General features: G+C 64.6%; 21 protein-coding genes and 3 pseudogenes. 20 read left to right on the top strand and 4 right to left on the bottom strand.

What is annotated here, in order from left to right; genetic code table 11:
• Window position 1: 1 nt before the first annotated feature.
• The 16 genes and pseudogenes from VKG81_RS02780 to VKG81_RS02705 all read left to right on the top strand — a co-directional run.
• Window positions 2–1,093 carry an amidase family protein gene (locus VKG81_RS02780; protein WP_324389474.1) on the top strand — a complete coding sequence of 364 codons (1,092 nt, stop codon included), beginning with the start codon at window positions 2–4 and terminating at the stop codon, window positions 1,091–1,093.
• Between the two features lie 944 nt (window positions 1,094–2,037).
• Window positions 2,038–2,946 carry a slipin family protein gene (locus VKG81_RS02775; protein WP_324389514.1) on the top strand — a complete coding sequence of 303 codons (909 nt, stop codon included), beginning with the start codon at window positions 2,038–2,040 and terminating at the stop codon, window positions 2,944–2,946.
• A 474-nt stretch (window positions 2,947–3,420) separates the two neighbouring features.
• The gene (locus tag VKG81_RS02770) at window positions 3,421–4,449 is read left to right on the top strand and encodes an NAD-dependent epimerase/dehydratase family protein (protein ID WP_324389472.1); all 1,029 of its coding nucleotides are present in this window, start codon (window positions 3,421–3,423) and stop codon (window positions 4,447–4,449) included.
• Window positions 4,446–4,787: a hypothetical protein gene (locus VKG81_RS02765; protein ID WP_324389470.1), complete on the top strand. Its 342-nt coding sequence runs from the start codon at window positions 4,446–4,448 to the stop codon at window positions 4,785–4,787. The genes VKG81_RS02770 and VKG81_RS02765 overlap by 4 nt, the downstream gene beginning before the upstream one ends.
• Window positions 4,788–4,841: 54 nt before the next feature.
• Window positions 4,842–5,717 carry an SDR family NAD(P)-dependent oxidoreductase gene (locus VKG81_RS02760; RefSeq protein WP_324389468.1) on the top strand — a complete coding sequence of 292 codons (876 nt, stop codon included), beginning with the start codon at window positions 4,842–4,844 and terminating at the stop codon, window positions 5,715–5,717.
• 21 nt (window positions 5,718–5,738) lie between these two features.
• A complete protein-coding gene (locus VKG81_RS02755; RefSeq protein WP_324389466.1) occupies window positions 5,739–5,945 on the top strand; it encodes a hypothetical protein in 207 nt (68 codons plus the stop codon).
• Between the two features lie 242 nt (window positions 5,946–6,187).
• Entirely contained in the window at window positions 6,188–6,853 is a 666-nt protein-coding gene (locus VKG81_RS02750) for an HAD-IA family hydrolase (protein WP_324389464.1), read from the top strand.
• 72 nt (window positions 6,854–6,925) lie between these two features.
• Window positions 6,926–8,140, top strand: a complete 1,215-nt coding sequence (locus tag VKG81_RS02745; RefSeq protein WP_324389462.1) for a sedoheptulose 7-phosphate cyclase — start codon at window positions 6,926–6,928, stop codon at window positions 8,138–8,140.
• A gap of 4 nt (window positions 8,141–8,144) precedes the next feature.
• A complete protein-coding gene (locus VKG81_RS02740; RefSeq protein ID WP_324389460.1) occupies window positions 8,145–9,014 on the top strand; it encodes a class I SAM-dependent methyltransferase in 870 nt (289 codons plus the stop codon).
• 26 nt (window positions 9,015–9,040) lie between these two features.
• A complete protein-coding gene (locus VKG81_RS02735) occupies window positions 9,041–10,372 on the top strand; it encodes an ATP-grasp enzyme (protein WP_324389512.1) in 1,332 nt (443 codons plus the stop codon).
• 16 nt (window positions 10,373–10,388) lie between these two features.
• Entirely contained in the window at window positions 10,389–11,432 is a 1,044-nt protein-coding gene (locus VKG81_RS02730) for a D-alanine--D-alanine ligase (protein WP_324389458.1), read from the top strand.
• Window positions 11,414–12,184 (top strand): TauD/TfdA family dioxygenase, encoded by a 771-nt coding sequence (locus VKG81_RS02725; RefSeq protein ID WP_324389456.1) that lies wholly within the window; start codon window positions 11,414–11,416, stop codon window positions 12,182–12,184. Before VKG81_RS02730 ends, VKG81_RS02725 begins: the two co-directional genes overlap by 19 nt.
• Window positions 12,185–12,965: 781 nt before the next feature.
• Window positions 12,966–13,349, top strand: coding sequence for a hypothetical protein (locus tag VKG81_RS02720; protein ID WP_324389454.1), 384 nt, complete (start codon window positions 12,966–12,968; stop codon window positions 13,347–13,349).
• A gap of 693 nt (window positions 13,350–14,042) precedes the next feature.
• The gene (locus VKG81_RS02715) at window positions 14,043–14,279 is read left to right on the top strand and encodes a type II toxin-antitoxin system prevent-host-death family antitoxin (protein ID WP_324389453.1); all 237 of its coding nucleotides are present in this window, start codon (window positions 14,043–14,045) and stop codon (window positions 14,277–14,279) included.
• On the top strand, window positions 14,276–14,701 hold the full coding sequence (locus tag VKG81_RS02710; protein ID WP_324389451.1) for a type II toxin-antitoxin system VapC family toxin: 426 nt from the start codon (window positions 14,276–14,278) through the stop codon (window positions 14,699–14,701). The genes VKG81_RS02715 and VKG81_RS02710 overlap by 4 nt, the downstream gene beginning before the upstream one ends.
• A 317-nt stretch (window positions 14,702–15,018) precedes the next feature.
• Window positions 15,019–15,280 (top strand): annotated as a pseudogene (locus tag VKG81_RS02705) (IS3 family transposase); the annotation flags it as partial.
• Window positions 15,281–15,415: 135 nt separating this feature from the next.
• Here VKG81_RS02705 and VKG81_RS02700 read toward each other — a convergent pair.
• Entirely contained in the window at window positions 15,416–16,222 is an 807-nt protein-coding gene (locus VKG81_RS02700; RefSeq protein WP_324389449.1) for an alpha/beta hydrolase, read from the bottom strand.
• A gap of 68 nt (window positions 16,223–16,290) precedes the next feature.
• On the opposite strand from VKG81_RS02700, the gene VKG81_RS02695 reads away from it, so the two are divergent.
• From VKG81_RS02695 to VKG81_RS02685, 3 genes are all read left to right on the top strand, one after another.
• Window positions 16,291–16,617: an alkyl sulfatase C-terminal domain-containing protein gene (locus tag VKG81_RS02695; RefSeq protein ID WP_324389447.1), complete on the top strand. Its 327-nt coding sequence runs from the start codon at window positions 16,291–16,293 to the stop codon at window positions 16,615–16,617.
• Window positions 16,618–16,702: 85 nt separating this feature from the next.
• Complete coding sequence (locus VKG81_RS02690; protein ID WP_324389444.1) at window positions 16,703–18,025, top strand: cytochrome P450; 1,323 nt, start codon at window positions 16,703–16,705, stop codon at window positions 18,023–18,025.
• Window positions 18,022–18,213 (top strand): ferredoxin, encoded by a 192-nt coding sequence (locus VKG81_RS02685; protein ID WP_324389443.1) that lies wholly within the window; start codon window positions 18,022–18,024, stop codon window positions 18,211–18,213. The genes VKG81_RS02690 and VKG81_RS02685 overlap by 4 nt, the downstream gene beginning before the upstream one ends.
• 323 nt (window positions 18,214–18,536) lie before the next feature.
• Here VKG81_RS02685 and VKG81_RS02680 read toward each other — a convergent pair.
• From VKG81_RS02680 to VKG81_RS02670, 3 genes and pseudogenes are all read right to left on the bottom strand, one after another.
• Window positions 18,537–19,989: pseudogene (locus VKG81_RS02680) on the bottom strand (DUF1254 domain-containing protein).
• A gap of 611 nt (window positions 19,990–20,600) precedes the next feature.
• Window positions 20,601–21,263 carry an RES family NAD+ phosphorylase gene (locus VKG81_RS02675; RefSeq protein WP_414685122.1) on the bottom strand — a complete coding sequence of 221 codons (663 nt, stop codon included), beginning with the start codon at window positions 21,261–21,263 and terminating at the stop codon, window positions 20,601–20,603.
• Window positions 21,248–21,838, bottom strand: coding sequence for a DNA-binding protein (locus tag VKG81_RS02670; protein ID WP_324389439.1), 591 nt, complete (start codon window positions 21,836–21,838; stop codon window positions 21,248–21,250). The genes VKG81_RS02675 and VKG81_RS02670 overlap by 16 nt, the downstream gene beginning before the upstream one ends.
• A gap of 341 nt (window positions 21,839–22,179) precedes the next feature.
• Between VKG81_RS02670 and VKG81_RS02665 the strand changes: the two are divergent.
• Window positions 22,180–22,641 (top strand): annotated as a pseudogene (locus VKG81_RS02665) (NADP-dependent oxidoreductase); the annotation flags it as partial.

The following is a 22,641-nucleotide window of genomic DNA, read 5'->3' as shown; positions in this document are numbered from 1 at the left end:
CGTGCACCTGCCCGCGGACTACGTGCACGCGTTCGTCGGACCGCCACGGGTGCTGTCCACCGGCGTCGCGAACGGGCCGCTGGCCGGAACCACCCTGGCGGTCAAGGACGTCGTCGACGTCGCCGGTGTGGTGACAGGCGCGGGCAACCCGGCGTATGCGCGCGACCATGAGCCGGCAACCGAGAACGCCACCGCGGTGGCACAGCTGGTGGCCGCCGGGGCGATCGTCGTCGGCAAAACCATCACCGACGAGCTGGCGTACTCGATTGCGGGCAGAAACGTTCACTATGGCACACCGACCAATGTCGCTGCGCCAGGCCACATTCCGGGTGGTTCGTCGGCGGGGTCGGCTGCCGCGGTTGCCGCTGCGCTGTGCGACCTGGGGCTCGGCACCGACACCGGCGGCTCGATCCGGGTACCGGCCAGTTACTGCGGGATCATCGGCTGGCGGCCGACTTTCGGCGCGGTCGCCGACTCGGGGATCGTGCACCTGGCCCGGTCGTTCGATACCGTCGGGCTGCTGGCCCGCGACCCGGCGCTGCTGCTGTCGGCCGCGGACGCGCTGCTCGGGGAGCAGGCCTGGTCCGCACCCGTCACGTCGACCGCCGATGTCGCCGGCCTCGGCGTCGACCTCGCCGAGTGCGCCGAGGCGTTCCGGCTGATCCAGGGCTACGAGGCGTGGGCCGAGCACGGCGCGTGGATCATCAAGGCGCAGACCGACTTCGGCCCGGACATCGCCGAGCGGTTCGCCGCCGCCTCGCAGATCACCGCGGACGACGTAAGGCCGGCGTGGCGTCTGCGGGAAGCGGTGCGGAAAGAAGTGATTGATGCGACGGCGGGTGGACGCGTGCTCATCGGTCCCGCGACGGCGGGTGGTGCGCCGGCGATCGCTGCCGATGCGGGCACCATCGCCGCGGCGCGGTCGGCGACGATGCGGCTGACGTGTGTGGCCGGCCTGGCCGGCGCCCCGGTCGTCGTCCTTCCGCTGGCCCGCGAGGGTCATCTGCCCCTGGGCATCGCCCACCTGGGCGCGCCGGGCTCCGACCGGGCCCTGCTGCACTGGGCGGCCCGGCATTTTCGCTACCCGCAGTAGCGATTAGGGCGTACGGTGACCGCCGAGCCCATCGCTGCAATCGGGCAGGACGGCCGCCACCTGTACACCTGCCCGCTCTGTGAAGCAATGGGCGGGTTGGAGATTCACGTCGAAGGGGCCGGGTCGCCGGGATCCGTGGCAACCGCGACGACACCTTCAGCCACGGCCACCTGTGCCCGAAGGGCATTTCGGCCTGCGACGGGCGTCACAATGCCCAAGATGGCAGGGAGATGGTCGCCGTGCCGGCGCCGCGGCGAGTTAGGTGGCCGTACAGCAAAAACGGACATCCAAACTGTGAGCCCCGGGCCGATCGGCGTCGACGTGGATTCCGTTACAGTTTCGCCGGCCTCGAATACGTAACGGTTCGGCGGCGTTCGCGCGGGTGCGGTCGGCGCTGAGATCGCTGCGCCGGGACGCCGTCGGGGCTTGTGCGATCGGCGAATTCCGAGAGCCGTGGTGCGCCTCGGCGGATCGAGATTTAGCGCGGGGACGAGGGTTGTTGGTGGGCGTAGGCGGCGGCTTGGGCGGTTGTGCGGCGGGCGGTGCCGCGACCCAGGTTTTCCCGCGCCGCGTGGAACTCGCGCAACACCGTCACATCCCCGACGCTACGACGTGCGGCGCGGATCAGACCACGCCCGCATCGCGATCGTGCCTTTGCGACGCGATGAACCCATGCGGATCAGTGCGCTGCGACCGGCAGAACCGTCGACAGCAGCGCGCCGACCGGACACGAGAGCGTGAAGTGGGGTGAGTGGCGACGCGGTCGGCAACGCTGGCCCATCCGCGCTTGTGGTGGCTCCGAATACCTCTCGTGAAGGCCGGCGCAGGACGGGTGATGGGTTCAGCAGAGGATGTGAGGGGACGGGCGCGATGTTGAACGGGATCGTAGCGGCGCTTTGGCAGCCGGGTGAGGCGGCGGCGTCGATTGTGGGGCCACGTTGACTATCCTTTTGGGGCTGGTAACGGCTTTCGGCCTTGCTGCGTTTGGTGTGGGAACAACGTTTCGCGTCATCAAGCAGTTCGAACGAGGCGTTGTTTTTCGTTTCGGTCGCGTGCAGACTACTGTGCGCGGCCCGGGACTGACGATGGTGATCCCGTTCGCCGATCGGCTGCAAAAAGTCAACATGCAGATCATCACGATGCCGGTGCCGGCCCAGGACGGCATCACCCGCGACAACGTGACTGTTCGTGTCGATGCGGTGATCTTTTTCACCGTGGCCGATCCCGTGCGGGTGGCAGTGGACGTGCAGGACTATGTGTCGGCGATCGCCCAGGTCGCCCAGACATCGCTTCGCTCGATCATCGGCAAGAGCGAGCTCGACGACCTGCTGTCAAACCGCGAGGGGCTCAACCAGGGCATGGAGTTGATGCTCGACAACCCCGCGGTGGGGTGGGGGGTTCACATCGACCGCGTGGAGATCAAGGATGTCATCCTGCCCGATTCGATGAAGAGGTCGATGTCGCGCCAGGCCGAGGCGGAACGGGAGCGACGGGCCCGGATCATCACCGCTGACGGTGAACTGCAGGCGTCGGAGAAACTTGCCCAGGCAGCCGAGGTCATGGCCGAAAACCCGGCCGCACTGGAACTTCGGCTGTTGGAGACCCTCGTCGAGGTGGCCGCGGAGAAGAACAACACCCTGGTACTTCCCTTCCCCGTCGAATTGCTCCGATTCTTGGAACGCGTTACCCCGCACCCATCCGGTCACCGGGAAAAGGCGGTCCTGAGGCGTTCCGATCCCAGCGTCGCTACAAACGGCGAGTTGTTGATGCCGGCCCGACCAGAGATCTCCGATGGCCAGGTCGCCGATGGCGCCGGCGGCCTCGAGGCGAGACGCCCCCACTCTGAGACTTGACGGACATTGGGTCGTGCATTTCGTGGTTGATGGGCCAGGTCGATGGGTGATGGACCTGCGGACGGCGGGAACTACACACGACTTTGCTGCAGCCAACCGCCGCGTCGACCGATTGGACGTCGACGAACTGCGGCAACTCGCCAATAAGAACGTTAAGTCCCTGACGCAACATGACACTGGAGGCGAAAGAAATATCCGATCTGGATCCTTCGACTGGTCCCCAAAGTCAAGGCGCGAAGCAGTGGCGCGAAGTTCCGACGGTCGGCAGTCTAAGGGGTGTGTCGGCGATCCCGCCGACATGACCCGGCGCGGCGGGCTGCTCGGGTTTGGGAACGAGTGCGTTGGGCATCCGCGCCAGATGACGGACTAGGTGACGGGCGTGCACCGTGCGCGTTCCGCGTCAGGACAACCTCAAACACGCAGTGACCCGACGGACGGCCATGGGCACCGTGACAATGTTGCTAGGTCCAGTCCATGACGTCTGAGCGACGAAAAATCGTCGTGACCGGAGCCTCGGGCAATGTGGGCACCGGAGTGCTGCGGGCACTCGCCACCGAGCTGCCCGATGACGAGGTGGTCGGGGTTTGTCGGCGGCCGCCTACCAAAGGGCAGGTTTACCAACGGGTGCATTGGTACCGGGTTGATCTTTCTAGATCCACCGCGTCCGTCGACCTAGGACCGGCGATGCAGGGAGCCCATGTTGTGATCCATCTGGCGCTGGCCGTCCAGCCGATACGCGACACCCGTTATCTCTACCGGACGAACGTGTTGGGAACTCGAGCTGTGCTCAACGCAATGGCCGCCGCCGGAGTCAAGCAGTTGATCTACGCGTCCAGTCTGGGGGTGTACGCCCCGGGGGCTGTCGAACCGGTCAATGAGAGCTGGCCGGACTCGGGTCAGCAGACCTCGGTCTACAGTCGGCACAAGGTGATGGCGGAGAGGCTGCTGGATCGGTTCGTCCAGGACCATCCCGACGTCGCGGTGGCGCGATTCCGTCCCACTCTGGTGGTGCAGCGCGAATCAGCGTGGGAAATCCGGTCGTTGTACCTGGGACCACTCGTGCCGCGCGTCCTGCTGAAGCTGCTGCGTAGTCGGCGGCTGGCAATTCTGCCCTTACCGTCAGGCATTGCCTTGCAATTTGTCCACGCCGATGACATTGGAGATGCTGTGGTGCGGCTCTTGCAGCGCCGCGCGGAAGGGTCGTTCAATCTAGCGGCCGACATTCTGGACGTACACGCCCTAGCCGGGTTGGTCGGCGCACGCTCGGTCGAGGTGAACCCGCGATTATTACGGACCGTAGTGAGCGCCCTGTATGCCGCGCGTCTGGTGCCGGTGTCGCCGGGCTGGTATGACGTGGCGATGAAGTCCCCGCTCATGGACACCTCCCGGGCCCGCAACGAGCTGGGCTGGCTACCGACGCGGTCCTCGGCCGAAGGCGCGCTAGAACTGCTCGACGGGCTGGCCGAGGGTTGTGTCGGCGAAAGCGCGGCTATGGGCGGATGAGCAGAACATCAACCGCCCCAAGACATCTCGTCGGGTCGGTGCACGACGTGACCCTGATCCTGTGGTCCGCGGTGACACTGGCCCGGGCACTGGGGTTTCGCTGGGCCAGGACCGCGGACACAGCGATCGTCGCGGCCAACCTCGTCTCTGGGATCCCGGCCGCGCTCGAGCGGCTGCGGACAGGGCGACGGGACCCGGTTGCTCTCATCGCACCGGTTGCCGTCGCCGCGGCCGTCGCGACGACTCTTCGCGGTGGATGGGCGCCAGTCGCGGCCCTTTCAGTCCTGCATCTCGTCGCCGCCGCCGAACGCCGACGGGCCGGCGCCATGACTGAGTGAGCAAGTCCGACACACATCGTTATCTTTGGCCTGCAAGGAGGTGACCGGTAGACGATGGCAAATATCGAACGGCAGACACGCACCAGCTCCCAGGTAGTGGTGGTGACCGGTGCGTCCAGCGGAATCGGGAGGGCGACCGCGTTGGCCTTCGCCGCCCAAGACGCACGCCTTTCACTGGGCTCGCGATCCGAGGACGCACTGCAACGGGTGGCCGACGAGTGCCGAAGGGCAGGCGCGGCAGAAGTCTTAATCCAAGCCACCGACATCGGCGACGTCGAACAGGTGCAGGCACTGTTCGACACCACAATGGCCCGGTTCGGGCGGGTGGACGTTGTTGCGCAGTGCGCGGCGGTCACGGCCTTCGGTCGATTCGAAGACATGCCCGTCGACGTCTTCGACAAAGTGGTGCGGACAAATCTCATTGGAGCGGCCAATGTGGCGCGGTCAGCCCTGACCCACTTCCAGTACCGCGGCAGCGGACATCTGGTGCTGCTCGGGTCCCTACTCGGCCAGGCCGCGATGCCCTACCAAATGGCCTACGTTGTCAGCAAGTTCGGGGTGCACGGAATGGTCCGCGCGTTGCGACAGGAGAACCGCCACCTTCCGGGTGTGAACGTGCACGGGGTCTACCCGGGGCCGGTGGACACCCCGATGTCGAGCAACGCCGGCAACTATTTTGGCCGCGAGTCGCGTGTTCCGCCGACCGCGGTCGGCCCCGACAAAATCGCCGCTGCGATCGTAGGCGCGACGACACGCGGGCACTCGACCGAACGCCATGTCGGATGGGTCAATCGGCCAATGGTGTTGGCCTACCGACTGGTCCCCTGGATCTTCGACGCGATCGTTGGGCCGATGGTCCGGGCGCTCACGTTCACTGGGCAGCGGACCGAAACCAGCACCGGCAACGTCATGAAATCACCAGCCCCTTGATCCCCTGCTTTGCCCTCAACCATGTCGCAGCTGTTCGGGCAGGTCACCGACCAGGGCCACACGGTGCTCGGCCACGCCGCCGCCGACGTCGACGACGTTCAAGAGGCGTCCCTGCGCGCACTGTCGGCCACCGAGCGCACCAGCCTGCTCAAAAGCCTGAAAAAGTGCCTGCCAGCAACCCGGGCAGCAACAGCGGCGCTGACGGCGACGGAACACAAAGGACCATAGGCGTTTTGGCTGAAACCCCAGAGCTGATCACCGCCTTGACGTCATGCGCACCGACATCTGGCCCGCCTCGGCGGACGCTCACCTCTTACCAGTTAGTGACCATTTAGTTCGCTTCTGGTAAATCCGTCCAGTGGCGAACGTTCAGGCCAGTACTGTACTCTTTACGGGTTATAGGGGCTTCGCTGAAGTCCGTTGACGCGTGACCGACCACCTGACCTGCCGTCCTCACGGGAAGGAACTTCATGTCAGCCGTTCTCTTCGGATCCATCAGCACCCTCGCCGACACGTCCGAACTGCAGCGCCGCGCCTTCAACGAGGCATTCGCGGTGCATGGTCTCGACTGGACCTGGTCGCGTGACGAGTACATCTCGATGCTCGATTCCAACGGTGGCGTCCAGCGCATCGCGGACTACGCCTCCTTACGCGGTGAGGATGTCGACGCCGCGGCGGTGCACGCGACGAAGTCCCAGATTTTCCAAGAACTGCTCGGCACGTCGTCTGTCGTGCCGCGACCAGGGGTCGTCGACACCGTTGACGAAGCCAAGAAGAAATGCCACAAGATCGGATTCGTCACCACCACGTCACTGGGAAACATCAACGCGCTGCTGGCCGCGCTCAAACCCCACATCAGCGCCGAGATGTTCGACCTGATTGTCGACGGTGACTCCGTCAAGCGCCCGAAGCCTGATCCGGCGGCCTACGAGTTCGCCTTGGATCAGCTCGGCGAGGACGCTGACAGTGCTGTGGCTATCGAAGACAATGTCGGTGGCGTCGCGGCAGCGGCCGCCGCCGGTGTGAGGTGCATTGCGTTCCCGAACGCGAACACCGTCGGCGGCGACTTCAGAGCTGCGGACGAGCTGGTGGAGACCCTCGACGCAGGCCATGTCCTCACCTTCATCGTCTCCTGACGACCTTCATCGTTTCCTTACGCGGGCCCGCAGGCCCCTACCACTCATCGGCCAGAATTGAGGAGAACCACAATGGGCAATCTCCGGGCGGAGGTCACGGCCAGCGACAGGGCTTTCCATGTCGAGGGTTACGAGAAGATCGAGTACGACCTGGTGTACGTCGACGGTGTCTTCGCACTCGACAGTCCCGATCTCGCCGAGAGCTACCGTCCATACGGGCGCGCCCTGATGGTCGTCGACGAGACCGTTTTCGAGATCTACGGTGAGGCGATCCGGGCCTACTTCGATCACCACGACATCGCGCTGACGGTCGTGCCGGTGCAGATCGGGGAGACCGCCAAGTCGTTGGCGACCTTCGAGCGGTTTGTCGGGGAGTTCGACGCTTTCGGCCTCGTGCGCACAGAGCCGGTTCTGGTCGTGGGTGGCGGGCTGACCACCGATGTCGCTGGATTCGCCTGTGCCAGTTACCGTCGCAACACCCCGTACATTCGAATCCCGACGACGTTGATCGGCCTGATCGACGCGAGTGTGTCCATCAAGGTGGCGGTCAACCACGGTAAGCACAAGAACCGTCTGGGCGCCTATCATGCGTCCCAGAAGGTGTTCCTGGACTTCTCCTTTTTGAAGACGCTGCCGGAGGATCAGGTGCGCAACGGTATGGCGGAGCTGATCAAGATCTCGGTCGTCGGCAATGCCGAGATCTTCGCCTTGCTGGAGGAGCACGGGGCGGACTTACTGCGGACCCGCTTCGGCCACCTCGACGGAACTCCCGAACTGCGGGCAGTCGCCGACCGGCTCACCTATCACGCCATCGCCACTATGCTCGAGCTTGAAGCGCCCAACCTGCACGAGATCGACCTTGACCGCGTGATCGCGTTCGGTCACACCTGGAGTCCGACGTTGGAGCTGACTCCGCCGACACCGTTCTTCCATGGGCACGCCATCAGTATCGACATGGCGCTGTCGATATCGCTCGCCGAGCAACGCGGGCATCTGTCGGCCACCGACCGCGACCGTGTGCTCGATGTGATGAGCGCGCTGGGGCTTGCTCTTGACAGCGACTATCTGACGGCCGAACTGCTCTCGCAGGCGACCGTGTCGATCCTCAGGACCCGTGACGGACTGCTCCGGGCCGCGGTGCCGGATCCGATCGGCCGGTGCCGCTTCCTCAACGATGTCACCACCGAAGAGCTGGCCGACACGCTGAGGCTGCACAAGAAGCTCTGCCGCGAGTACGACCGCGGTGGCGCTGGTGTCGACATGTTCGCCGCCCCGTCGCCGGCCTAGACCCGTGAACGACGTTGCAGCGGTGCAAGTCAGGGCGCTTGCGGCACCTCGGCCGGTCACACCGTCGACCATCCTGGCCGACGAACTGACGCAGGTGTGTCGACAGCTCGACGAGGCGCCCGGAATCGACAGCGAACTGCTGGCCCGGCTGCGGCGAGCCCGCGACCTCGCGGCGGGGATCGATCCCTATGTCGCCCAATGCACCACTGCCGAGTCACCGGCTTTGGCCGAGCTCGCCCGACGCACCCGCGAGACGGATTGGGCTGGCCACACGTCGGCTCGACGTCCCGGTCGACTCGAACAGGAGATGCTGTCCGGACACGTCGAAGGTCAGGTCCTGAAGTTTCTCGTGCGCCTCGCCCGCGCCCGGCGGGTTCTGGAGATCGGGATGTTCACCGGCTATTCGGCGCTCGCGATGGCTGAGGCACTCCCCGACGACGGGACCGTCCTCGCGTGCGAGATCGACTCGGCCGTCGCCGACTTCGCCCGCGAGTGTTTCGCCTGCTCGGCGGCCGGTCACAAGATCACCGTGGCGGTCGCGCCCGCGATGGACACGCTGAGGCGACTGTCGGCCGAATACGAAGCCACCGGTGGGGCCGGGTTCGACTTCGTCTTCATCGACGCCGAAAAGCCCAGCTACCTGGGCTATCTTGAGTTCCTGCTAGACAGCACTCTGCTCTCGCCGGGTGCGATCATCGCGGTCGATAACACCCTGCTGCAGGGTGAGCCGTACTCGCGGGCCGCCGACATCTCGACCAACGCGGCGGCGATCGCCTACTTCAACGCGGCTCTGACCTATGACGATCGTGTCGAACAGGTGTTGCTCCCGGTGCGCGATGGTCTCACCCTCATCGCGCGAATATCGCCGCGATGACAGCCCCGGCCTCGGCGCCGGTGTACATGGCGGCATCGCCTCGAGCACCCCGCCTGCGGGACGCCAACGCCGGTCGCACGCTGGCCGCGCTGGGCGGCCTGATGATCAGCCTTCCCGTGGACCTCGTACTCGTCGGGTTGGCGCTGGCAGCGCGATCCCGTTATCAGGCGCCACGGCCAGATCCGGGTTCCCGGCGGACCGTATTGATCACTGGCGGCAAGATGACCAAGGCGTTGCAGCTTGCCAGGTGTTTTCATGCGGCCGGCCAACGGGTGGTGCTTGTGGAATCGGCCAAGTACCGTTTCACCGGTCACCGGTTCTCCAGGGCCGTCGACGCGTTCCACTGCGTTCCCGAGCCCACCGCGCAGGGCTATGTCGACGCCCTTGTCGAGATCGCCCGACGCGAGCGCGTCGACGTGTTCGTCCCGGTTTCCAGTCCCGCCGCGAGTCGGCACGACGCGGCGGCCGGGTGCGTGCTCGCCGAGTTCTGTGATGTGATCCACGGTGATGTCGACACGGTGCGAAGGCTCGACGACAAAGTCGAGTTCTCACGCATGGCGGCCTCGTTGGGGCTTTGCGTTCCTGATTGGCACCGAATCACCGATCCGCGCCAAGTCGAGGAATTCGACTTTCCCGAAGGACGGACCTACATCCTGAAGAGGATCTCTTACAACCCGGTGGGTCGCATGGACCTCACCAAGCTCTCCGGAGCGACGCCCGAGGCTAACGCGAAGTTCGCACGTTCACTGCCGATCTCCGCGGAAGATCCATGGATTTTGCAGCAGTTCGTTGCTGGCCGGGAGTACTGCACGCACGGCACTGTCCGCGACGGCCAACTTCAGGTGTACGGCTGCAGTCGGTCGTCAGCGTTCCAGATCAACTACGAGAGTGTCGACAAACCTGAAATACGTTCCTGGGTCGAGTATTTCGTAGGTGCACTCAACCTCACCGGCCAGGCATCGTTCGACTTCATCGAGGCCGGCGACGGGCATGTGTATGCGATCGAGTGCAATCCGCGCACGCATTCAGCCATCACCATGTTCCATAACCACCCGCACGTCGCAGCAGCGTATCTCGAAGCAGGTCATCACACGATCACACCCCGCGCCGATGCCCGACCGACGTACTGGATCTATCACGAACTCTGGCGCCTGCTCACTCAGAGCGATCGGGCCAGCAGAATCGCGACCATCCTGCTCGGCAGGGATGCGATCTTCAGCTGGAGGGACCCCCTGCCCTATCTCATGGTTCACCACCTGCAGATTCCGTCTCTGCTGGTCGCCAATCTCCGGAGCCGCCGCGGCTGGACGCGCATCGACTTCAACATCGGCAAACTCGTCGAGATGGGCGGGGAATGAGTTGTCGAAATCGCTGGTGAACGTCCTGCATCTCGTCGGCTCCGCGGTGAACGACTTTCTCGCCGACCTGTCACGCCTGTACGCCGGTGCCTGCTTGGACGCGCTCGACGACCCCGATCGGTATGCAATGCATCTCGCCTATGTCTCCCCGGACGGCTCGTGGCGGTTCCCGGCGAACCTCAGCGCCGAAGCCCTCGCCTCAGCGCCGTCGCTTCCGCTTTCCGATGCTCTCGTCCGCCTAGCCTCGATGCACATCGATGTGGTTGTGCCGCAGATGTTCTGTTTTCCGGGGATGACCGCCTATCGGGCGTTGTTGGATCTGCTCGGCATCCCCTACCTCGGCAACCCGCCGGAGGTGATGGCGATCGCCGCAGACAAGGCCAAGGCCAGAGCGATCGTGGCGGCCGCCGGTGTCGCGGTGCCTGCCGGCGAGGTGTTACGTGCGGGCGGCCGATCCGGGTTGCCGCTGCCCGTGGTCGTCAAGCCGGTCGGGGCGGACAACTCCGACGGGGTGTCCTTGGTCCGTGATCCCGAAGAGTACGACGACGCGATCAACCTCGCTTTGGCCTATGGTGGTGCGGCGTTGGTCGAATCCTATGTCGAACTCGGCCGCGAGGTTCGATGTGGCATCGTGGTTCGCGACGGCGACTTGGTGTGCCTGCCACTGGAGGAATACGCGGTGGACCCAAAGACCAAGCCGATTCGCAGCCGAAGCGACAAGCTCTCCCGCACCGCAGACGGGGATCTCTATCTGGTCGCCAAGGATGCCACCCGGGCGTGGATCGTCGCGGACGACGACCCGATCAACGAACGGGTCTTTCAGGTGGCACGGCGGTGCCACGTGGCCCTCGGCTGCCGGCACTACAGCCTGTTCGACTTCCGCATCGATCCCGAGGGCAACCCCTGGTTCCTCGAGGCGGGTCCGTACTGCTCGTTCGCGCCTACCAGCGTGATCCCCGTGATGGCCGCGGCTTCAGGCCTGAGCGTCGGCGAGCTGTTCGCAGTGACACTGTGCGAGCTCAATCAGGAAAGGGCGCTGTCGTGCAGCACACCGCACTGACGCCGGTCGGAGCTCGGGTTACGGGCCTGGGTGTGGGCGCGCTCGGCGACTCGGAGGTTCACAATCTAGGGCACCTGCTCGCCGAGCACGGAGTCGCTGTGATACCCGGCAATGATGTCGATGACAACGAATTCCTCCGATTTCTGCGCAGTTTCGGGGAGACGGTCTTCACCGTGGGGGAAACTGCGGTACCGGGGTTCCCCGACCTGAACATCGTGAGCAACGTCGGCCGGACCACGCCGCCGCGGTCGACGTTCCATGTCGACACTAGTTATGTGCGACGTCCGCCGGCATTTACCGCCCTGCGGGCAGTCGCAATTCCCGAGCGCAGCGGCCAGACACTATTCACCAATCAGTACATCGCTTACGAAACCCTGCCCGCCCGTGTCCGCGACGATCTCAACGGCCGCACGATCACCCACGTGGTGACCGGCCTGAGTTTGGATGAGGGCGAGGAGGTCTCGGCGGTCCACCCCGTCTTTCGCCGCCACCCGGTCTCAGGGCGGACCTCGCTCTATCTGTCCACCCCGAAGCGTTGCGCTGAGGTGAGCGGAATGTCACCGCACCTGGCCGCCGAGACAATCGCCTACCTCTTCGAACACTCGACACGCGAAGACAACGTCTACCGCCACACCTGGTCGCCCGGCGATGTCGTGATGTGGGACAACCGATGTGTCTTGCATCGAGCTGACCACACCGATGTCGTCGGCGATCGCGTTATGCACCGCGGCATGGTTGCGGCGTGCGACTGAACGTCCCACCATCGCGCCGTTCCGCCTTGTGAATCCCAGCGTTCCTGTTCAGCAGCGCCGTGTGCGCGCAAGATTCCTTGTCTCGCAAGCTGCATCAGGCGACGGCGCGAAGATGACGCTAGTGAAAGGGGGCACTCACGCGGGGGCCAGGGTGCCCAGACGATCGCCCTGGAACCGCTGAGTGGTCGGGAAGCTCGGGCACTGATTAGCGAACTGTTGGGGCCGGACCCCAAGGAAGTCCCGGGGTCGACGGACCGGTTGTGGGCCCCGTCTCCGACAGAGCTGGAGCCCAGAGTGACGGATCTGACGGAGTTCAAGACAGTTACTGAATCCTTGAATGCTGCGCCGGCGGCGATTGGCGCTCCAGTCGTCGGTACCTCATCGGATACTGCCCCCATGACGGCAGACACCTGGACAACGCAGCGACCTCCTCGTACTTCGGACGGTCGTTGACATCTACGACAGAACCGGCCACTACCTCACCCGCGCTCGCGAGGGTTCACAGAGCCGCCTCCAAACGTCCTCGACGCGCTCGCCTGGTACACGCCCATCCACTACTTCGGCCTCGGTAGCGAGCACGTCGTCATGCCGGAGTGTTCGTCACTTGGCGAATCGTGGCGCCGAACGATCGTGAGGTGAAGCGCGGAACGATCGTCAGGTGAAGTCGGTGCGGTAGGGCAGGTGATCGCAGGCAAGTGGGTTGCTCGACGCACGCTTGACGGACGGCGCACGATTCGCCGTTTCTTCACAGCCGCAGTGGCCGAAACCTACCCTTAATGCCATGACCGGAATTGTGCTGCGGACAATCGCGCTTCTGGGATCGTGGGCGATCGGACTGCTGGTGGCGGCGTGGATTGTTCCCGGTGTTTCGGTGTCGGTGTCTGGGTTCATCGTCGCCGTGGTGCTGTTCTCGGTAGCTCAGGCCATGCTGTCCGTGATGATCTTGAAGCTGCCCCGTGAGACTGCAACGCTGCTCCTTGGGGGCACCGCCCTGGTATTGACCCTCGTCGCGCTGGTTCTCGCCTCGGTAATCACTCACGGGCTCACCATCCGCGGCCTGGCATCCTGGGCGGCCACAACGGTTCTGACGTGGCTGGTGACAACGCTCGTGGCGATTTTGCTGCCCGAGCTGTTCACCCGTGATGGGGCCGGCTCGTCGACCTGACCGCATCGAGGAGCGGGCGGATTCGGTCACCACTGGGGTAGCCTGCGCCAGGGTCGATATTGAATGCGATGAGATGGTCACGCGCACAGCAGGATTAAAATCTCACATGACGCTTGTTGGATAGCCGTAATCCCTAGAAGTGCTCAGGGTCACCCGGCCCGGGAAACCGTCACCATCTGGGCGGTCGCCCGCGACACCGGCCTTCGCGTCATCCTGGGCACCAGCCAACGCAAGCAGCGTCGCTCGGTGCGACCGTCACCAAGCAAGGACGGTGAGCGGAGGATCGTCAACGTCGAGGTCGTGGTTGATCGTGGGCGTCGGCATTCCGCGTGAATGGCCATCGCTGCAGAGTGAAACAGTAGGCGGTTCAACTAACCGCAGGTGACGCGAAGCAACCGGTGCAGTGGTCGCGGCGCCGGCGGCAGTGCCCCGACGTGGCGCAGAATGCTCCATCGCGACTCCTGGCTCCTGGGTCTTCGGTCTCAGTCTCCCAAGGCCTGACAGGAGGGTGCCTGCGTAGTCCACTACCTGATCTTCGATCTGTTCGAGGCGTCACTCCTGCCCGGTAGGGAACGCCATACGCGTTGTCCGGCTACTGAGGTCAGCGTGACGACACGGTGGTGACATTTGCCCGACTGTGCGCCGTCGACTTCGGCCTTTACGGCACTGTCTCACCGGTGATACAGTTGGCGGATGGATAGCGTGACGGTCCGGGATCTGCGCAACCATGGGGGAGAGGTTCTCGAGCGGGTGGCGCGCGGCGAGACCGTGGTGGTAACCAAGGATGGACGCCCAATCGCCGAATTGCGACCGCTTCCACGCCCGAGCGTGGGTCCAGCCGAGTTGATAAGGCGTCGAAGGAATTTGCCCGATGTTGATCCCACGAAGTTGCGCGCCGAAATCGACGCCGCCGTTGACCAGACGCTATGACTGAGGCACACCACCAGCGTGGCATCCTCGACACATCAACCGTCATTTTGTTAGGCCGCCTCACCGATCCCTCAGTGCTGCCTGACGAGGCGCTGGTCAGCGCGATTACCTTGGCAGAGTTATCCATGGGGCCACACGTCGCGCGGTCCGACGCTGAAAGGGCAGCGCGCCAGGCCCATCTGCAGCAGGCCGAAGCCGACTTTGATGCAGTCGGATTCGATAGCGATGCGGCGCGCGCGTTCGGCACCGTGGCCGCCGCGGTGCGCAAGTCGGGTCGAAAGCCGGCGGCTCGAGCCTTCGACGCGCTGATTGCGGCCACGGCCATCGCGCATGATCTGCCGCTGTTTACCTGCAATCCGGCCGATTTCGAGGGGATCCCTCGACTGGACCTACGAGCCGTTCCGCATCCCGATAGGGCCTGAGTGTCACGCCCCAGTTGCTGATTCGTCCCCGGGGGAGTGGGCTATCCACTGACGTCACGGTGACAAATTGGGCATTGCCGGGCCGCAGACTGTTTGGGCCGCAACGACTTACGATAGGAGGGCATGGCGTGACAGGCAAGCCGCGAAGCTAGTCGTCCCAGGCTACGCGTTGGCGCTGCGGCTTCCTCCTAGCTGGTGCTGCAGGCGTTCCTTCCTCACGCAGACTGGTCGCGCATTCGCACCCGCCCATTGGCTATGGATACATCCACCGGTTGGCTATGGATACATGCACCGGCCCGGCCAGCTCTGACATGTGCCAAGAAGGCCTCTGTGTGGGGGTGCGGCGGCGCCGCAAGCGGGCTGGGTCGGCCACACACCCGCCGGTGCCGCGCGCGGATGCCCCAAATGTGCTGTGCGCGGCCTGACTTTCAATGCGACTCCACCACCGACGGCCGTCCGATCAAGATCCTCTCCGCCGTCGATGAGCACGCCCGCGAATGCCTTGGCGGCCTGGTGGAGAGGTCGATCACCGCCGAGCGGCTCGCCGCCGAGCTTGAGCGCATCGTCACCCTCCGCGGGACCGCGCCGCCTACAACCAGCACCGGCCACACTCGGCATTGGGCTATCGGTCCCCCGCGCGCTACGCGGCGACCCGCACCCACTGAACCGGGCTTTCACACCACCCAGACCAGTTCCATGGGGGCCGGTCAGTGGTTAAAACCCTTTGGCCGCAAACCAATTTAACGCGAAGTCGGCAACGTCTTTCCAGCCGCTGTCGAATGTGAGGGAGTGGCCGCGCCCGTCGAAGACGTGAAAGTCTGTGTCCGCTGGTTCTTTTGAGTAGATCCCGAATACTTCCTTCGTCACCTTCAGCGGGACGGTGTGATCCTCGGTCCCCGACGTCAGCAGCAACGGCCCGCGCTCGGCGTTACGAGTGTCGACCTTGGCCGGTGAATGACGGGAAAAGTTCGCGCCGGCCACCTCAAACACCGGTCGGCCCGGACCAGGAATGGTCCACGCCGCGTACAGCGCGTCGGACTCCTCTTCGGTGAGGGTGTTGCCGAACGCGTAGTGAAATTGCTTGGCCGTCAACGACACGGTGCGGTGTTTGTTCGCGGGGTTGCCGATCACCGGGAACCCCGACCTAAGCTGCGCCAGCGGCAGCGCCTTGACCCCTCTGATGGGTGCCGGGTCGATCGCGACGGCAGCGGCGGCCAGACCGTTAGCGAGCAGCACCTGGGCGATGAGACCGCCAAACGAGTGACCTACCAGGATGGGCTTGGTCTCGGGTGTGCCGATTACACCGGCGTAGTGGTCGACTATCTGCTCGATGCCGACATTGTCAAGGGCGTCGGCGTGTTCGCGGGTTTCGGCCACAGTGGGTGCGTCGCCGGGCCAGCCGGGCGCCGACGCGGTGTAGCCGCAGCTCTCGAAGAGTTCCAGCCACGGCTGCCACGCAGCGGAGTGGATCCATAGTCCGTGAATGAAGATGACCGGGTTGGGCTTGGTGGATGAACTCACTATCTGCTCGTGTGGACACTGATGTTGGTGCTAGAGGAATTGCGGGTCGACTGCGATAGCGGCCGACCATGCTAGGTCGCCTGCTCACGTGCGGAGGGGAGCGCCGGCAGCAGCTGTCCTTGGTTGTTGTTGACGCCGAAGCGAACTACCGTCTGACATTGCGCAATGGCGTCTTGGTCTACGTCAAACGCGCAGCCGACCCGTCCACCGCGGGGGCGACAGTTAAGCTCGCTCAACAGAGCCCGACTGCTCGCGCTGGCGCTCGGCGCGGCAGGCTCACCCGGCATCGGGGCGAGCGGTTGACCGACACGCCCTCACGCCGCTGCACACGGTGCTTCAAAAGCCCGATCCGAACTTCAACATCGTCACACCCTGATGAAGTGACAACTCTATGATCATTTTTAATCTGGCGTTTACATTCATGGCTGGACTGGAAACGCAGTTCGACCACCTTCGCGCGATTCCGACCAAGGAGGCGCAATGACTATCGAGACATCTAAGGCTTCGTCCCCGACGAGCGCGGAACGCCGTGCCGCTCGGCCCTACAACGAGACCGATCTGTCGTCGACCGCGTTTTGGTCCTCGACGGCCGCCGAGCGGGAGAAGACGTTCGCGCATCTTCGCGCGACGAGCCCGGTGAGCTGGCACCGGCCGGTGGAGGGCCTTCTCGTCGAAGACCCCAACGACCAGGGGTTTTGGGCCGTCATGTCCTACGCGGCACTGGTCGAGGTCACCAAGCGACATGTCGACTTCCTCTCCGGTGAGGGCATTGTGATGGAATCGCTGCCACAGGAACTGCTCGATATCGGACAGGGATTCATCGCGCTGGACCCACCGCGACACACCAAGATCCGCCGGCTCCTCACCGCGGCGTTCACGCCGAAACAGATCAAGCTCATCAACTCGCAGGTTCGCGCCAACGCCAAACGGGTCGTTGACGACCTCGCTCCCAAGGGCGAGGCAGATTTCGTCCCCGAATGTGCGGCGCTGCTGCCGATGCACAACATCTGCGACATGATGGGCGTGCCCGAGGACGTCCGCCGCAAGGTCGCCGACGAAGCCCGCTACGCGGGCGGGTGGAGCGACCCCGAGCTGATGGGGGATCAGCCCCCGATCCCTCGCCTCTTCGAGGCGATGGGCTATCTGCGCGAGGTCGCCAGAGACCTCATCGGCAAACGCCGCAATAATCCCGAGCACGACCTGCTGACCAACTTGGCCGAGGCCGAGGTGGACGGGGAGAAGCTCACCGACGACGAGATCGTCTCCTTCTTCGGGCTGCTCACCATCGCGGGAAACGACACCACCCGGCAGAGCAGCAGCCACGCGATGAAGGCGCTGACCGATTTCCCCGAGCAGCGTGCGTGGTTGATGGAGGACTTCGATGCCCGCATCAAGAGCGCGGTGGAGGAAATGGTCCGCTGGGCGACCCCGATCATGACGTTCCGTAGGACAGCCGCGCGTGACTGCGAACTCGCCGGTCAGCAGATCACCCAGGGCGACAAGGTGGTCATGTTTTACGCGTCGGCGAACTGGGACACGAAAGTCTTCACGGATCCGGAGAAGTTCGACCTTTCCCGTCACCCAAACCCGCACGTCAGTTTCGGCGGCGGCGGCATCCATCACTGCCTGGGTAACCAGCTCGCCCGCACGCAACTCGCCGTCCTGTTCGACGAGTTGCTCCACCGCCTACCCGACATCGAGGTGTGCGGTGAACCGTCCTACACGGTGAACACGTTCTTCCACGGGGTGAACCATCTGCCCGTCCGGTTCACCCCGTCACGCCGAGAAGGAAACAACGGATGAAGATTGTCTTTAACGGAACCACATGCGCCTCGATCGGTATGTGCGAGGCGGACGCCCCGGAGTTCTTCGAGGTCGGCGATGACGGCGCCCTGCATATCCTCAACTTCACACCCGCGGACTGTCACCGCGCCTTGATCGAGGAGGCTGTCGCCGACTGCCCCACCGGATCGTTGAGCATCCAGGACTGACCCGCGGAACGCACCCTTGCGGCCGCGAGATGGCGTTCTTGACCATGTCGTCCCGCAGCGACGTTTCTACCCCCTCCCCTGCTGCGGTTGTTTGATGAGTCTGTCCTGTTCAATGTTGTTGTCGCGTAACGCCACTCGAGGTCGAAGGCGTTCACTGGCGGGTGGTCGAATTTATCGGACCGTCGTCACGATGTACCGCGTCTGCGTCCGTCATTCGTCCTCCGCTCTCGCGCGTAGCAGCCATGACGAGTCCCCGATGGTCCATCTGCTTTCGGTGCCCGTGACCTGCGCGAAGGGCGCCACCACGCCGGTTGGACGCGCGGCTAGGCCCTTTGTGGTTGCGGCGCGGTCCATTGGCCGTCGAGGGCTTCTTGTTTGGGCCAGTAGAGTCGCTCGATCAGGCGGAACGGTCCCGTCGGTGCGGGCAGCCAGTTGGATTCTTTGTCGGGGCCTGGTGATTGGTTCTGGATGTAGAGGGTGATGCCGCCGTCTGGGTCTTTGGTGAGGGTTGGCAGCATGGGTGAGTTGATCAGGTAGCGGTTGATCGGGTTGGCGACCAGCAGGCTGGATGGCAGCTCGTACATGGTCAGTGACCAGAAGGCGTTGACTGGGGGCAGCTGGCTGGGTGGGAATCGGTAGGTGTAGTTGTTGGCCCCGGTCAGCGGTGCGCCGGTGGAGTCGGTGGAGAAGATCGGGTAGAACGCCTCCTGCTTGGTGTTGCCGTAGATCCCGAGCACCGCGCCGGCGATCCGGTAGAGGTAGTTGTCGCCCAGCATCTCGCGGGTGCCGAAGACATCGCCCGAGTTCAACTGGCCGGTGTCGATTTTGTTCGTCTTCAGCGTTTGGAATTCGGCCCAGGCGTCGGCCATTCCGCCCTCGACGGCGGTGCGCATCTCCGGGGTCAGTGTGTCGGGGTTGAAGGTGCCGTCGGGGCCGATGCCGATGGTGGCGAAGCGGTCCCGCAGGTCCTTCTCGGATGGCAGCGTGGGCGTGTAGCGCAGCACGAAGTTGAGGATGTTGAAGAACTGCGGTGAGGTCTTCTGCTGGTCGGGTGTCAGCGGTGTGACGAAGTCGATCACCGGCGCTGGCGCAGGTGCCGGCTGGTTCAGGAACGTTGACAGGGGTTGGACCTGGTAGCCGGCCTGGATCTTGGTGACGTTGGCGAGGTCGTCGGGACCGAACAGCTGGGTGCGGTAGAGAGCGAAGACCAGGTCGGTGTCGGACTGGATGACGTCGTTGATGCCGGCGGGTTTGTCGCCGTGCCAGCCGGGCCCGGCAAGCAGGTACCTGCCGCCACCGTTGCCGGTGGTGCGGCTGCCGGAGTAGGCGAAGTTGTAGGTGTAGGCGTCGATGAACTGGACCGAGTAGTAGCGGCCCGCCTCGATCGGTGGGATGGTGAGCACTAGCGGTTCGGCCCGCAGGTCGGCGCCCAGGAACGAATAGGGTGTGTCGGAGTTGGGTGTCTGGATGGCGGTGTCGGCGGGTGTGAAGACCCGGGCGGTGTTGTGGATCTGGTTCCAGGCGCCTTTGTACTCCGGGCCCTGCTGGTTGACGAAGTAGGAGTACTGGATGCGGTAGTTGTCCACCATCGGGAAGCCGTAAATGTAGGCTTCCCTGGCGATCTCGCGGGCCTGGGCCGGGGTGACGCTGGCCCCAGCCGGCGTCGACGTCGAGGTCATCTCATTCCTTTCGGTTGGTGCCGCAGCCCGCGAGGGCACCTAGCAGCACGCCGGACGCGGCCACGGCGATCACTGTGCGTGCCGCACCGACGTTCATTACCGTCTCGATCCACCCTGATGAGAAAGCCTGTACTGAACCCGAAGCTCCCCGACACTGGCCAGACTCTGCCGTCGCCCGCCATCCACGGGTAGGGCCTTTCGGCACCCACCGGGCGCCGGGAGACCCTCCCCCGAGACCGGTGTCGGCGAGCGGTGGGTGTGGAATGCACCACGACGAGCACTGACGCCGACTGTAATACGTCGGCCCTGCTGTCCTTCGACTCCTGCTGTCGCGCAGTCTTTTAGTTCTTTCTCCGGCCAAGTCGCGCGGACCGTAGTAGGGGTCCGCCGACGCTCTCCAACTCTCTCGTCGACTGGGTGGGCCGAGTACGGCTACCGCCAGATTGTGGTTTTTTAGACAGAAAGACTGGCTGAAAACCGTAGAGTTCGAATTTTAGTTGTCGCACCGCAGGTAGAGGCCGCTCTTGTGCGACAAATAGAGTGACCGAGGACAAACGGACAGCGCAGCGGTCACGAGAGAGCGTAAAAGCCGGCTTGATCGCTGAGCGCACACTAAACCCGCGGGTGCGCCGAGGAGCGCGTGGGGAGGGGTCTGGTTGGCGCTACCGGCTCGGACGGACCAGCGGCCGAATCAGGGGGCAGTTAGAGTTAGATTACCTGGTAGCCGAGCCGCCGGGCGGCGCCGGCCAATCGGCTGGCGAGCTCGGGGTGGGTGAGGGGAAGCGATAAAAGCGGGCGCGCTGGCATCGCGGATTGAGCCGGCGGGTAGAGTGCGGTGCAGACGTGGCCGGCGAACCGGCCGTTGTAGCGCACACCGTCGAGATCGGGAAACGCCTCGACGATGGTGCGTGCCCAGTGTTGGGTTTTCGTGTGCGGGGCTGTCGAAATCGCGTAGGTTCCTTCTGCTCTTGTCACCCACGCCCCGATGCTGTCGGCGGCCAGGTCGAGGAGTCGAAGTTCGCGGGTGAAACGCAGCCCGGTCAGGAACGGTCGCTCACGCACCCGGTCGATGGTGCGGTCTGCGTGGAACGCCTCGCCGAGGGCTGCGTCGGGGGTTGATGCCCCGTACCAGACGGTGTGATCGGGGTGATCGCCCGTCGGCTCTGGGTGTGGGTCAAATCGTGATACTGGCCCGAAGTGCCGAAACTGGTTCCATGCCAGGACGAAAGCGCCTTCGGTGCGATGCACGCGCCACCATACCTCTCTCGGGGTGACGATGCGCAGCTCCTCGTCGCGGATTCCAAGCTGGCGAAGGTCGGATGGCGGCGGGGGATCAGGCAGGGGAGCGTCAGCTCTCACCTGCTGGCCCAGTCGGCTGCCTGAACCATGCGCAGCACGGGCTCGACATCCCCGCCGCTGCTCAGCCACCGCAGTGGCGTCTCGGGGCGCCCGTCGAGCTGAAGATCGGACTGCGGGGTGCGCAGGAATCCCGCGACAGCGACCGGGTGCAGATCGGCTGGCAAAGCCGGGAACACCTTGTCCAACCCACGAATCTGCTTGTAGGGCTTGCCCGTGGCCTTGTTCCTCTCAAACTGCAGCGCGGGAAAGACCCAGGCACCGTTATCCTCGATCGCCCACAGCGTGCGGGCGATGCGGCGCTGCCGGACCCGCGATTCGTTCACGTCAAGCGCCTCGGCCACCTCGGCGGCCGAATACGCCCTATTGATCAGCAGAGCGGTGTGAGCCACGATGTCGGCGGCGACCTCTTGATACGCCTGGGGATCCCGGGTGAAGCCCGATTCGTCGAGGAGGTGCGCCTCGTCGACGGACAACGACGCGGCCCACGGCCGGATCGCGGGCAAGGTTTTCAGCGCAGCCACCAGATCCGCGCGCTGCAGGCCGAACCGCTCCTCGAGCAATCGGTCCAGTTCATCTGATGCGGGCATAGCACCTACACGCTCCCAATCGACGAGTAACGCCTACTAACGCTAGACTATGATCGTTAGCCGCGTCAATTGGCTGGACCACACACGGGGGACACGGGCTCCGTCCATCAACCCGTGCGGCGCTGCACCGTCAGTGGCGATCCTTCGGGCGCGAACGACGTTGTGCCGCAACGTAATAACGGAAACGGCGATCTTTTACCCGCCATTCTGGCCCTACTGACTGATCCGTGGGTGTGTGGTTCGGTCGGGTAGGGCGGGGCGGGCGGTGGCCGCCGAGGGCGAGCATGGCTCTAGCGCGCCGGTCCCGCGGGCCGGCGAACCACGTCCGGTACGGTGCGCTCATGCCCGATCGAAACCGCCGCTTCCTGCTCCGCGAGCGCCCCTCCGGGCGCATCGGCCCGGACACCTTCGAGCTCAGCGAGGCGGCGGTGCCCGAGATCGGGGACGGCGAGGCGCTCGTACGCGTCGACTGGATCTCGCTGGACCCGACCAACCGTGCGTGGATCAACGACACGCCGACGTACCTGCCGCCGGTCGGCATCGGCGAGGTCATGCGCGCGCTCGGGCTCGGTGAGGTCGTCGCGTCGAAAAATCCGAACTATGCGGTCGGCCAGAGCGTGCAGGGTCTCGTCGGCTGGCAGGAGTACGCGGTCGCGTCGGATGCGATGCCTTTGCTGCCGGTCGACGTCGCCGAGGGCGTCTCGCCGAGCGCCTACCTCGGCGCGCTCGGGATGACCGGGCTCACCGCATGGATCGGCATCCGCGACATCGGCAAGCCGCAGCCGGGCGAGACGGTCGTCGTC

The sequence above is a fragment of the Mycobacterium sp. genome (assembly GCF_035314905.1).
GTDB lineage: Bacteria > Actinomycetota > Actinomycetes > Mycobacteriales > Mycobacteriaceae > Mycobacterium.
Note: the sequence above shows the minus strand (reverse complement) of the source record. Positions and strands in the feature narration are given on the sequence as shown.